The sequence below is a fragment of the Enterococcus hirae ATCC 9790 genome (assembly GCF_000271405.2).
Classification (GTDB): Bacteria; Bacillota; Bacilli; order Lactobacillales; family Enterococcaceae; genus Enterococcus_B; species Enterococcus_B hirae.
On record NC_018081.1, the window covers coordinates 1,505,206 to 1,517,500 of the forward strand.

A 12,295-nucleotide genomic window follows, 5' to 3' on the forward strand; every position below is an offset into this window, starting at 1 on the left:
TAAAAAGTGGTTGGTTAGATTGGGTCAGCAAAGGTGATCCAAATGATATGGTCAATGGATGTGCAGGAAATCCTGGTGAAGCCATCGATGGTGTGCAACTTTACTATACAACACCTACAGGTAAGACATTATCGCAAGCCTACTACCGTTCACAAACGACCGCCCGAGCTGGTTGGCTAGGAGTATGTTGTGATGATGGCACCTCTATTGCTGGCTACGATGGCTGGGCAGGGATGTTTGGCGAACCATTGGATCGTCTACAAATCGGGATAGCTGCATCTAATCAATTTTTTGATTAAAAAAACTTTAATTAGTTGTCTGAAAAGAGAAAAATGAGAAACTGATTACTACTTGATTATTACTGAAGAAGTAGTGATAGAAGAGTTAGTTTTAAGAAATAAGCCGAAGAATTCCGACATTCGTCCTGCGTATATTGGAAATTCTACGGCTTATTTCTGTCGATTTGATTGAAAGTTAGCTGACGAATGAATGGGCAATGCCAATAGAATTATGTCTATTAATCATGTTTTGCTGTAACGTATTTTTTCATCACTTTTCTACCCTAAATCGCTAGCTAGGGATAGACTGATTATTAGCTTGATCCGATATTATCCACAAGGCTAACGTTTAGAATGGGGTCTATTCACAGCGGAGGAATTTGATTTTCTTTAAAATCTTTCAAAGTGAACAAAGAAAAAGCCTATGGTATGATAAAGAAAAGTGAGGCGAAAGAATAAGATGGAAAAAATAGTTCTATTACATACGAATGATTTACACTCGCATCTAGAAAACTGGCCTAAAATCAGAAGGTTTATTGAGCAAAAAAAGCGTGAAAACGAAAAAAAGAAAATACCACGACCATCACTGTTGATTTAGGTGACTTTGTTGATCGCTGGCACCCGCTATCAGAAGCAACCGATGGACAAGCAAATGTTGAACTAATGAATAACGTAGGTTATGATGCTGTGACGATAGGTAATAATGAAGGCGTGGGAAATGCCAAGGATCAATTGAATCATCTTTATGATCAGGCAAACTTTGATATTTTATTGGATAATTTGTTTGATAAACATCTGTTGCAACCGCCGAAATGGGCAAAAAAGTACAAGATCATTGAAACTCCTCAACAGACTAAAATCGGCTTACTGGCTTTGACGGCTCCTTTTCCCTTAACTTATAGTCCAAATGGTTGGGATATCAGAAACCCTTATGATATTTTGCCTGAATTAGTGGAAGAACTAAGACCAAAAGTAGACATCTTGGTATTGATGAGCCATCTAGGTATCCAAGACGATCGTCAAATTGCCCAAGAACTTCCATCAATCGATGTAATCTTAGGATCACATACGCATCATTTGCTGATTGATGGTCAAATCGTTAATGGTGTTCAGCTTGCAGCAGCGGGAAAATATGGACAATACGTTGGAGAGGTTCATCTCACCGTTGATGAGCATAAAAACATCATCCAAAAATCAGCTCGGGCTATCCCAACAGAAACGATGATGACGTTTATTGAAGATGAGCAGGAAAGCCAAGATTATTTAACTAAAGGGCACGAACTATTAGCGGCAAAAAAAGTAGCCAAGTTACCTTATGATTTATCAGTAGATATTTTTGCGGAACATTCTTTTATCTATGAGGCGTTAGAAGCAGTCAAGTATCGTGGGCAAACACAAGGCGCAATGCTAAATAGTGGGTTGTTTTTAACTGGATTACCAGCAGGGCTGATCAATCAGGATCAACTGCATACGGCATTGCCTCATCCAATGCATTTACTGAATGTCACACTTAAAGGAAGTGATTTGATTCGATTGGTATTAGAAATCGAAAAAAATCGTGCCTTTTTACGCAATTACCCAATCAGAGGTATGGGATTTCGGGGAAAAATTTTTGGACAAGTGGTTTATAGTGGGATCTCTTATGATGCAGTGAATCATCAAGTTCACTGGCTGAATCAGCCGATAGATAACGAGCGTCGATATACATTTACAACAGTGGATCATTTTATGTTTGTACCTTTCTTTCCAACGATTGAGATTGCTGGTGAAAATGAATTTTTATTTCCGGAATTTATTCGTAGCGTAGTAGGGGAATACTTAAATGCTCACTATCCAATAAAATAAAAACAAGGTATAATAGGAATGATAGGTGGTGAAAGCATGTCGGCAAAACAAAAAGAGCAACACGCCGTTGAAGCTAAAACAAAAGAAAAACAGACAGCGAAAAATGTCGAGGACCATACGGTGACAGAAGAAATCACCGCCGTGTTAGAAGAAATTATCGAAGAACCCAAACCGGAGAAAGTAAAGGGAGAAATCATTACTTTCATCGATGAGAAGAATTTTTTGATTGGCGAACAGCACTATCGCCTAGTAAAGGATCATCGAGAGGGGTTCAATCCAGAAAAACTTGGCGAAAGATATAGTGAAGTCTTGTCGCGTTATGACTATATCGTTGGTGATTGGGGCTATGAACAACTAAGATTAAAAGGATTTTTCCGTGTAGATAACAGACGTGCTCATCCCGACCAACGAATTGATGCTTTGGAAGATTATTTGTATGAGTATTGTAATTTTGGTTGCGCTTATTTTGTGATTGAACAAATCGGAGGTAAGAAGGAAAAAAATACTCCTCGCCGAAGAAAAAAGAAAAATCAAAACCAACATCGTGCGTACATTGATGAGAAAAAAGGACCCGTTTCTTCAAATCACAAAAAACCGGTCATCAAAAAAAGAAAAACAGAACAAAAAAAGACTGAAAAAACATCAACTAAACCAAAAGCCAACACTAATTTTACGATAAGACAAAGGGAAGGGTAAAGATGGATTATAAAGGATATTTGATTGATTTAGATGGAACGATTTATCGGGGGACTGAACCTATACCTGCTGGGAAACGTTTTGTGGAGGCTCTTCAGGCAAAAAAACAGCCTTTTCTGTTTGTTACGAATAACACCACAAAAAGTCCACAAGCAGTAGCAAATCGCTTGGCAGATGAATTTGATATACACGTTAGCCCTGAAACTGTTTATACAGCTTCTTTAGCAACGATCGATTTTATGCACGCTGCCGGGAAAGGAAACACGTTTTATGCCATAGGTGAAGCTGGTTTGATCGATTTGATTTTAGAAGCAGGATTTGTCTGGGACGAAGAAAATCCCGATTATGTAGTAGTCGGTCTAGATAATTATCTGACGTATGAAAAAGTAGTCAAAGCGACTCTTGCAATCCAAAAAGGGGCAACATTTATTGGAACAAATCCAGATAAAAATATTCCAACTGAGCGTGGGTTGCTGCCGGGTGCAGGATCGGTAATTTCGTTTGTGGAGACAGCTACGCAGACGCCACCGATTTATATTGGCAAACCAGAAGCGATCATTATGGATAAGGCGGTAGAAAAATTAGGTTTAACGAAAGCAGATGTCATCATGGTTGGAGACAACTATGAAACAGACATCCAAGCAGGGATTCGAAATGGGATTGATACGTTGTTGGTGCTCTCAGGATTTACGAAAGCTGAGGATGTACCTTTATTACCGGTACCTGCTACACACGTTCTCCGTTCGTTAGATGAGTGGAGTTTCTAGAATGAGAAAAACAAAATGGGTGTGGGGAGAATATGCTGGTTTGGTTTGTCTATTCTTCATGCTGATCAGTCTGGCGATCGCGATAACAATCAATTTTCGCTTTCTCTATGAACTAGACATCAAATATCTGAACATATTGGATCATACTACGCTTGATCAAGAAACTTTATTGAAAAATTTTGATCAATTAATGGCTTATTTAAATAATCCTTTTCAGAAGGAATTAAGTCTGCAAAATTTTCCTATTTCTACAAGTGGGGCACATCATTTTTATGAAGTCAAAAAACTTTTTTTACTTAACTATTTTGTGCTGCTGCTGACGTTGATACCTAGTATCTACTATCTTTTTTATCTGAAACGTCATAAGCGTTTTTGGCGTTTAGTTCAACCGTTTAAGATTGGAATGCTCGTACCGATTGTTTTTGGCTTTTTTATGTTGGTAGGATTTGATCGCTTTTTTATCTTGTTCCATGAAACATTTTTTAACAACGACGATTGGTTGTTTGATCCGACAACCGATCCAATCATTAACGTCTTACCAGAACAATTTTTTATGCATAGTTTTATTTTATTTTTTATTTTAATTGAACTCTTTTTTGCTTTTTTTGTGATCATTGGAAAAAGAGAGCTAAAAAGAAGTTAAAATCAAACATAGAATAGAACAAATCATAATGCCTATTTTGTTTCAACAGAATAAAAAAAGCCCGAGACAAGGAGATTGTCTCGGGTTTTTGCTTTAAACGGTGTTCAAAGAGCTGTCCTTCGGTATTAAGTCAAAAAATCTCAAAACATGAAAAGCTGTTTCGAGATTTTCGTCCTTAATACTCAGGACAAAACGCTCTTTTCACAACCTCTTTCTCTAAACGGTGTTCAAACATCAGCTCCTTGAAATAAGCCTGAATTTTTCAAAATATGAGAAGCTATTTTAAAAAATTCTTTCTTATTGTCATCGGAGCTATACGATGTTTTCACAACCTCTGATTCATGGTGTTCAAAGAGCTGTCCTTCGGTATTAAGTCAAAAAATCTCAAAACATGAAAAGCTGTTTCGAGATTTTCATCCTTAATACTCAGGACAAAACGCTCTTTTCACAACCTCTTTCTCTAAACGGTGTTCAAACATCGGCTCCTTGAAATAAGCCTGAATTTTTCAAAATATGAGAAGCTATTTTAAAAAATCCTCTCTTATTCGCTCGGAGCTGATCGCTTCTTTCACAACCTCTTATTGAGTCAAACGACTGCGTTTTTCTGGCTCTTGGTGAGCAAGACGACTGGCAGCAGAGGCAGCGATTGCACCCACGATGTCATCCAAGAAAGTATGCACATTTTTTCCGTCATGGCTATTTAATTTTTGTAAAATACCAGGCTTTATTTTATCGATATAGCCATAATTAGTGAAACCGATTGTCCCATAGACATTTACAATTGATAAGGCTAGTATTTCATCGATCCCATACAGTCCTTCATCATCTTCAATGATATGTTGGAGCGGTGACATCAACTTATTTTCTTCTGCTAAAATATCTAATTGAACCCCAGTTATGATCGCGTTATGGACTTCACGTTTGGTTAAGACAGCGTGAACACTTTGGATACAATCTGCTAAAGTAAGATCAGTAATGTAATCTTTTTGTAAAAACATCACTAGCTCAGCAATGTCTTCAAGGGTTACTCCACGCTCATTGAGCAATTCACGTGCTTTTTCTTCTAGCGTTTCAGTTTTGATAACCATTTTCTTCCTCCTTTTGCTTCTGTGAATCAACTATATTGTTAGCCTACCAAATAAAAAAGCAAGAAACAAATGTTGTCTCCTCTGCTTTGGACAAAATGGTCAAAAATCACACAAGCTATCCTATTTCGGAGGAACTTTTTTATCATATAAACTGGTACTATGTCCAGGTTGTGTGCGTTCTTTAGGGTTAATAAAGTGTAACGCATTATTGACAGCTGTAGGTGCTTCGCCAAATCCAGTAGCGATCAATTTTACTTTTCCTTTGTAAGAACAGATATCGCCAGCAGCATAAACGCCTGGTATCGAGGTTGACATATCTGAGTTTACTGAAATTGCATTTCTGGTACTTTCAAGTCCCCATGTTGAAAGATGTTCTAGATTTGAGGTGAACCCATAATTAACAATCAATGAATCAATCAGTAACTCAATTGTTTCCTCGCTTTTTACCCGTTTTAAGCGAACAGCAGTCAATTCCCCATTTTTTCCAGATAATTCATCAATGAGATAGGGAGTTAAAAGATTGACTGATGAAGCTTTCAATAAGTTTACACTATGCTCATGAGCTCTAAATTCTGGCCGGCGATGGATAAGATAAACTTCACTCGCAATCGGTTCTAGCATCAACGCCCAATCAATTGCTGAATCACCACCACCTGCAATTGCTACTTTTTTACCAGCATATTTCATTAAATCGTTCACAAAATAATCGAGACCGTGATGCTCATAAGTTGTTGCTTCTGGTACATTTAATTTTCTAGGTTGAAAAGAACCGCTTCCTAAAGTCAAAATGACTGCTTTTGAATAGTGGATTCCTTTAGTAGTTGTGATTTCAATTATTTCATCTTCTTTAGTAATAGAAAGAACTTCCTCATTCAAATGAAAAGAGTGATTGAATGTGGTTAACTGTTTTTCCAGATTTGCTACTAAGTCACTGGCTTTCACGGCGGGATAGCCGGGAATATCATAAATATATTTTTCTGGGTAAAGCGTTGCTAATTGCCCACCTAGTTGAGGTAAACTGTCAATGATCTTAGTTTTTGCTTGACGCATACCTGCGTAAAACGCTGCAAACATCCCTACTGGTCCTGCACCGATAATTGTAATATCATAGATTTCCATAGAAAACTTCCTCCTCATACCCACACTATAGCAGAATTTAATTGAGAATACTTCTCAAAAAAATGATTTATTTCTAATTCTTAAGGAGATTGGGGCAGAAGCGAAAACGATCTCTCGTGAAATCTACTGGTTCACATATTTAAAAATACTCGTGGATTATTTTTTAAGTCAGAGAAACGCAGAAAAGTATCTATCATTTGATAAAAAGTATATAATCATTTTTACATAAGGATGAGTCTTTTTGTTTTCTTAGGTTTCATGTAACAGCGAATAGAGAGAATATGTTATTATTACCAATGAAGGAATAATTTTTAGGAGGAAAAAGATATGGTATTCCCACAATTAAGCTTAGAAAATGAAAAAGGACCAAAGGCAGTAATAAAAACAAACCGTGGTGATATTACGGTCCAATTATTCCCAGAATTAGCGCCTAAAACAGTTAAAAATTTTATTGAACTTGCTAAAAAAGGATATTACGACGGAGTAATTTTCCACCGTGTCATCCCTGATTTTATGATTCAAGGTGGCGATCCAACTGGTACAGGTATGGGTGGCGAAAGTATCTATGGTGAAAGTTTTGAAGATGAATTTAGTCGTGAGTTGTTCAACTTACGTGGGGCGTTATCGATGGCTAACTCTGGACCAAATACAAACGGTAGCCAGTTCTTTATCGTGAATAATGAAAATGTACCAGCGAATATGCTAGATCAATTAGAAGGTGCAGGCTTCCCGGCTGAAATCATCGAAGCATACAAAGGTGGTGGGACACCTTGGCTAGATTTCCGTCATACTGTATTTGGTCATGTGATTGATGGCATGACTACCGTAGACGAAATTGCTAACGTACAACGTGGTCCACAAGATCGTCCAGTACATGATGTAGTGATCGAGAAAGTTGAAGTATCAGAATAATCACTCGCAATAGTAAGACATTTTAATTATTAACTAATCACAAAATAAACCAACTGGTTTCAATCATTGACCCAGTTGGTTTATTTTATTTCTAATTAGAATAGAACCTCGTTTAAAAGTCGTCAAAAATGCTTTTGTTTTTTATGTGAAGGCTTTTTTTATCCGCATCAATCCATCTAGTAGTGTTTCTTCCGGACAAGCTAAATTCAATCGCATATGAGCATGACCGGCAGGACCAAATGAGATGCCAGGATTTAAAACAACTTTTCCTTTGGTAATCAATGTTTGTTCTAGCAACTCGTCATTCGCTTCATAAGCAGAAAAATCTAACCACATCAAATACGTTCCTTCAATCGTCATCACACCTAGTTGAGGTAAATGTTTTTCAAAAAAAGAAGTGGCAGTGGCCGCGTTTTTTTCTATATAAGGAAGCAGTTGACTAAGCCATTCTCTACCCGTTTCGTAAGCAGCTTGTGTACCGATTAGACCAAAAGTATTTATATCTTGTTGCTGATTCATTAGTAACCGCTGTTCAAATTGTTCTTTTAATTTAGGATTTTTTATAAACACCATTGAGTTTTTAATCGCTGCTAAATTAAAGGTCTTGGTTGCCGAAGTAAACGTGATTAAAGACTGACTTAGTGTTTCATCAATCGTTAACATCGAGTTAAAATGGTTCGTTGAAAAAACTAAGTCTTGATGAATTTCATCACTAAAAAGCAGCACTTTGTGTTTCAAACATAGTTCGCTTAGTTGTGATAATTCTTCTTTAGTCCAAACACGCCCCCCTGGATTGTGGGGATTACAAAGGATTACCACTTTTACTTGTTGTTCAACGATCTTTTTTTCCATATCTTGAAAGTCCATCATGAATTTATTGTTTTGTTCAATTAATTGACTCCGTATAAGCTGACGGTGATTACTCTCGACGATTGCAGAAAAAGGTGGGTAAACGGGGTCATGGATCAGCACACTGTCACCTGGTTCAGTAAAAGTTTGAATTGCAACAGCTAAACTAGATAAAACACCGCTAGTAAAGACAATGTGTTCTTTTGTTAAAGATACCTGATGCTGTTGTTTTTCCCAATTGATGACTGCGTGATATAATTTTTCTGAAACGGTAGAGTAACCAAAAAGACCTTGAGAAACATAATTTTCAAAAGCTTTTTTTACTCCAACAGGTGATAAAAAATCCATGTCTGCAACCCATAAAGGCAATAAGTCGTCTCTTTGATAGGTTTCTTTAATTGAATCCCATTTTACGCTATCGGTATGTCTTCTTGAAACTTTCTTGTCAAATTCACTCATCTAAAGGACCCCTTTTTCTATTGAGTATTTTCAAAACTTCTTTTTTTAAATCATTTACAGTATAATGATAAATGCAAAGAGAGGGAAGTACATGACATATAAAATTGGACAAATAATTAAAGGAAAAATAACTGGAATACAGCCTTATGGTGCATTTGTGTCTTTAGACGAGGAAACACAAGGCTTGATTCACGTATCAGAAGTACAATCAGGTTACACGAAAAGTATTCACACATTGTTAAAAGTTGGTCAACCAGTAACTGTTCAAATCATTGATATTGATGAATATTCAAAAAAAATTAGTTTGTCGTTACGTACGTTGGAGAAGAAGAGCCCTGTTATTCCTTATCGAAGGAAAAGATACTTTACGAATAAAAATAAAAAGATCGGGTTTGCCACGATTGCGGAACAACTACCAAAATGGGTGGACGAAGCACTAGAAGAACTAGAACAGAAAGAAAATAAGAAATAAAAAGTGTATTTTTTCTGAAAATGTGCTAGAATTTTTATGTAAACCACAGAACAAGTTGATCGAGGTGGAAATTTTGGCAAGCAAAAAAGTAGCTGGTACAATCATGTTGCATTTGGAGGATGGATCAAAAAAATTTTTAGTCCATTCAATTGATGACAAGCTGGAGTTTGCATTAGCAGAGCTTTCAGAAGAAAAGACGGGGTTAGCAAACATACTTAGCTTTTTAAAAGAAATCGTTCATATTGATGTTAGCAAAATTAATTTGATGGAGTTGACCAATACACATATTAATCACGAAAATGTTCCATTGTTTGTTTTTGAAACTGAGCAAAAAAGTCAAAGTGAAGACTTAGGTAAAGGCTATCTTTGGGAAGACCCAGATCAAATGCGCTCTGTCCTTGGCACTTACGAAGTGGAAGGAGTTCCTTTCTTTTAATGTAGAATTAGACACCAAAAGAAACTTGAAAAAAATTCAAGTTTCTTTTTTATGGTAACCGGTCCTCTTTAAAGGATGAAACGTTCAGTTTATCATGGATTATATTCGATAATGCAAACTTTTTTATGCTTCTTTTGAAGTAAAAGCGAATGATGATCTTTTGCTTGAATATTCTTTTGAAAAATTAAGTGAAAATGTTTGTTGACGTACCTTGGTTTACGTGATAAATTTATTAACGTTGATTTAAGAAACAGCGTAATGAAACTTTCTAAAAAAATAGCAGAAAAGTTCTTGACGTTTCCAAAAACACATGATAAGATAACTAAGTCGTTAAAAAACGACAGCTTACGAAGCTTGATTCTATCGAAAAAAACTTCAAAAAAGTTGTTGACAAACAAACGTCGCTCTGATATGATATAAAAGTTGCTACGGCAATCTCAACTGATTAGCTTTTAATCAAGTAGACCTTTGAAAACTGAACAAAGCAAAGACAAACCAAATGTGTAGGGCGTCTTGATTGATTCAAGACAACAAACATTTTTAACAAGCAATATGCTAGCAAACAATTGAGCTTAACAATCGTAAGATTGTTCGAACTTTTTATGAGAGTTTGATCCTGGCTCAGGACGAACGCTGGCGGCGTGCCTAATACATGCAAGTCGAACGCTTCTTTTTCCACCGGAGCTTGCTCCACCGGAAAAAGAGGAGTGGCGAACGGGTGAGTAACACGTGGGTAACCTGCCCATCAGAAGGGGATAACACTTGGAAACAGGTGCTAATACCGTATAACAATCGAAACCGCATGGTTTTGATTTGAAAGGCGCTTTCGGGTGTCGCTGATGGATGGACCCGCGGTGCATTAGCTAGTTGGTGAGGTAACGGCTCACCAAGGCGACGATGCATAGCCGACCTGAGAGGGTGATCGGCCACATTGGGACTGAGACACGGCCCAAACTCCTACGGGAGGCAGCAGTAGGGAATCTTCGGCAATGGACGAAAGTCTGACCGAGCAACGCCGCGTGAGTGAAGAAGGTTTTCGGATCGTAAAACTCTGTTGTTAGAGAAGAACAAGGATGAGAGTAACTGTTCATCCCTTGACGGTATCTAACCAGAAAGCCACGGCTAACTACGTGCCAGCAGCCGCGGTAATACGTAGGTGGCAAGCGTTGTCCGGATTTATTGGGCGTAAAGCGAGCGCAGGCGGTTTCTTAAGTCTGATGTGAAAGCCCCCGGCTCAACCGGGGAGGGTCATTGGAAACTGGGAGACTTGAGTGCAGAAGAGGAGAGTGGAATTCCATGTGTAGCGGGTGAAATGCGTAGATATATGGAGGAACACCAGTGGCGAAGGCGGCTCTCTGGTCTGTAACTGACGCTGAGGCTCGAAAGCGTGGGGAGCAAAACAGGATTAGATACCCTGGTAGTCCACGCCGTAAACGATGAGTGCTAAGTGTTGGAGGGTTTCCGCCCTTCAGTGCTGCAGCTAACGCATTAAGCACTCCGCCTGGGGAGTACGACCGCAAGGTTGAAACTCAAAGGAATTGACGGGGGCCCGCACAAGCGGTGGAGCATGTGGTTTAATTCGAAGCAACGCGAAGAACCTTACCAGGTCTTGACATCCTTTGACCACTCTAGAGATAGAGCTTCCCCTTCGGGGGCAAAGTGACAGGTGGTGCATGGTTGTCGTCAGCTCGTGTCGTGAGATGTTGGGTTAAGTCCCGCAACGAGCGCAACCCTTATTGTTAGTTGCCATCATTTAGTTGGGCACTCTAGCAAGACTGCCGGTGACAAACCGGAGGAAGGTGGGGATGACGTCAAATCATCATGCCCCTTATGACCTGGGCTACACACGTGCTACAATGGGAAGTACAACGAGTCGCAAAGTCGCGAGGCTAAGCTAATCTCTTAAAGCTTCTCTCAGTTCGGATTGTAGGCTGCAACTCGCCTACATGAAGCCGGAATCGCTAGTAATCGCGGATCAGCACGCCGCGGTGAATACGTTCCCGGGCCTTGTACACACCGCCCGTCACACCACGAGAGTTTGTAACACCCGAAGTCGGTGAGGTAACCTTTTGGAGCCAGCCGCCTAAGGTGGGATAGATGATTGGGGTGAAGTCGTAACAAGGTAGCCGTATCGGAAGGTGCGGCTGGATCACCTCCTTTCTAAGGAATATTACGGAGACTACACTGTTTGTTTTATACTTTGTTCAGTTTTGAGAGGTTTACTCTCAAAGATATATTTTTGTTCATTGAAAACTGGATATTTGAAGTAAATTAGTAATACAAACCGAGAACACCGCGTTGAATTTGAAAGCTAAACAAATCGTTTAGCCTCAAGCAAAATAGGCGGACGGCAATGAAATCTTGATTTCATTAGACGGTCGATCTTTTTGCCGAAGAGGCTGATTTGTGAGCTGGATAGAGTTTTTTAATAAGTTCAATTGCTTATTTTCTTGATCGGACTTCTATCGCTAGAAGAAAGATCAAAACCCAACCGTAAGGTTGATAAGGTTAAGTGAATAAGGGCGCACGGTGGATGCCTTGGCACTAGGAGCCGATGAAGGACGGGACTAACACCGATATGCTTTGGGGAGCTGTACGTAAGCTATGATCCAGAGATTTCCGAATGGGGGAACCCAGCATCTTTTATAGGATGTTACGTTTGCGTGAATACATAGCGCATTCGAGGTAGACGCAGAGAACTGAAACATCTAAGTACCTGCAGGAAGAGAAA

9 protein-coding genes, 2 rRNA genes and 1 pseudogene (1 of these 12 cut by a window edge) are annotated in these 12,295 nt (G+C 38.7%); 9 read left to right on the plus strand and 3 right to left on the minus strand.

From position 1 onward, the window contains the following. The first annotated feature begins 738 nt into the window (after positions 1 to 738). The 4 genes and pseudogenes from EHR_RS07160 (at position 739) to EHR_RS07175 (ending at position 4,229) form a co-directional block, all read left to right on the plus strand. A pseudogene (locus EHR_RS07160) lies at positions 739 to 2,123 on the plus strand (bifunctional metallophosphatase/5'-nucleotidase). A gap of 36 nt (positions 2,124 to 2,159) precedes the next feature. Continuing rightward, on the plus strand, positions 2,160 to 2,819 hold the full coding sequence (locus EHR_RS07165) for a YutD family protein (protein ID WP_010737200.1): 660 nt from the start codon (positions 2,160 to 2,162) through the stop codon (positions 2,817 to 2,819). A gap of 2 nt (positions 2,820 to 2,821) precedes the next feature. Further along, positions 2,822 to 3,586: a TIGR01457 family HAD-type hydrolase gene (locus EHR_RS07170; protein WP_010720725.1), complete on the plus strand. Its 765-nt coding sequence runs from the start codon at positions 2,822 to 2,824 to the stop codon at positions 3,584 to 3,586. 1 nt (position 3,587) lies between these two features. Further along, positions 3,588 to 4,229, plus strand: coding sequence for a TIGR01906 family membrane protein (locus EHR_RS07175; RefSeq protein ID WP_010737201.1), 642 nt, complete (start codon positions 3,588 to 3,590; stop codon positions 4,227 to 4,229). Between the two features lie 578 nt (positions 4,230 to 4,807). Here EHR_RS07175 and EHR_RS07180 read toward each other — a convergent pair. Next, positions 4,808 to 5,317 carry a phosphatidylglycerophosphatase A family protein gene (locus EHR_RS07180; protein WP_010737202.1) on the minus strand — a complete coding sequence of 170 codons (510 nt, stop codon included), beginning with the start codon at positions 5,315 to 5,317 and terminating at the stop codon, positions 4,808 to 4,810. A gap of 120 nt (positions 5,318 to 5,437) precedes the next feature. Next, positions 5,438 to 6,436, minus strand: a complete 999-nt coding sequence (locus EHR_RS07185; protein WP_010737203.1) for an NAD(P)/FAD-dependent oxidoreductase — start codon at positions 6,434 to 6,436, stop codon at positions 5,438 to 5,440. 327 nt (positions 6,437 to 6,763) lie between these two features. Here EHR_RS07185 and EHR_RS07190 point away from each other — a divergent pair, with 327 nt between their 5' ends. Continuing rightward, positions 6,764 to 7,348, plus strand: coding sequence for a peptidylprolyl isomerase (locus tag EHR_RS07190; RefSeq protein ID WP_010720721.1), 585 nt, complete (start codon positions 6,764 to 6,766; stop codon positions 7,346 to 7,348). A 141-nt stretch (positions 7,349 to 7,489) separates the two neighbouring features. Here the strand turns inward: EHR_RS07190 and EHR_RS07195 are convergent, their stop codons facing one another. Further along, positions 7,490 to 8,656: a MalY/PatB family protein gene (locus EHR_RS07195; protein ID WP_010737204.1), complete on the minus strand. Its 1,167-nt coding sequence runs from the start codon at positions 8,654 to 8,656 to the stop codon at positions 7,490 to 7,492. A 91-nt stretch (positions 8,657 to 8,747) separates the two neighbouring features. Here EHR_RS07195 and EHR_RS07200 point away from each other — a divergent pair, with 91 nt between their 5' ends. From EHR_RS07200 to EHR_RS07215, 4 genes are all read left to right on the plus strand, one after another. Further along, on the plus strand, positions 8,748 to 9,128 hold the full coding sequence (locus EHR_RS07200; RefSeq protein WP_010720719.1) for a CvfD/Ygs/GSP13 family RNA-binding post-transcriptional regulator: 381 nt from the start codon (positions 8,748 to 8,750) through the stop codon (positions 9,126 to 9,128). Between the two features lie 73 nt (positions 9,129 to 9,201). After that, a complete protein-coding gene (locus EHR_RS07205) occupies positions 9,202 to 9,564 on the plus strand; it encodes a hypothetical protein (protein ID WP_010720718.1) in 363 nt (120 codons plus the stop codon). Positions 9,565 to 10,162: 598 nt separating this feature from the next. Beyond that, positions 10,163 to 11,724: ribosomal RNA gene (locus tag EHR_RS07210) — 16S ribosomal RNA — on the plus strand. A gap of 346 nt (positions 11,725 to 12,070) precedes the next feature. Beyond that, positions 12,071 to 12,295, plus strand: a 23S ribosomal RNA gene (locus EHR_RS07215); it runs 2,689 nt beyond the window's last position. The 16S and 23S rRNA genes sit together here, the layout of an rRNA operon.

Bases quoted from the DNA above. Each gene is read 5' to 3' on its own strand.
- EHR_RS07175 (WP_010737201.1), top strand. From the start codon at position 3,588: ATGAGAAAAACAAAATGGGTGTGGGGAGAATATGCTGGTTTGGTTTGT.
- EHR_RS07170 (WP_010720725.1), top strand. From the start codon at position 2,822: ATGGATTATAAAGGATATTTGATTGATTTAGATGGAACGATTTATCGG.
- EHR_RS07195 (WP_010737204.1), bottom strand. From the start codon at position 8,656: ATGAGTGAATTTGACAAGAAAGTTTCAAGAAGACATACCGATAGCGTA.
- EHR_RS07200 (WP_010720719.1), top strand. From the start codon at position 8,748: ATGACATATAAAATTGGACAAATAATTAAAGGAAAAATAACTGGAATA.
- EHR_RS07165 (WP_010737200.1), top strand. From the start codon at position 2,160: ATGTCGGCAAAACAAAAAGAGCAACACGCCGTTGAAGCTAAAACAAAA.
- EHR_RS07180 (WP_010737202.1), bottom strand. From the start codon at position 5,317: ATGGTTATCAAAACTGAAACGCTAGAAGAAAAAGCACGTGAATTGCTC.
- EHR_RS07185 (WP_010737203.1), bottom strand. From the start codon at position 6,436: ATGGAAATCTATGATATTACAATTATCGGTGCAGGACCAGTAGGGATG.
- EHR_RS07190 (WP_010720721.1), top strand. From the start codon at position 6,764: ATGGTATTCCCACAATTAAGCTTAGAAAATGAAAAAGGACCAAAGGCA.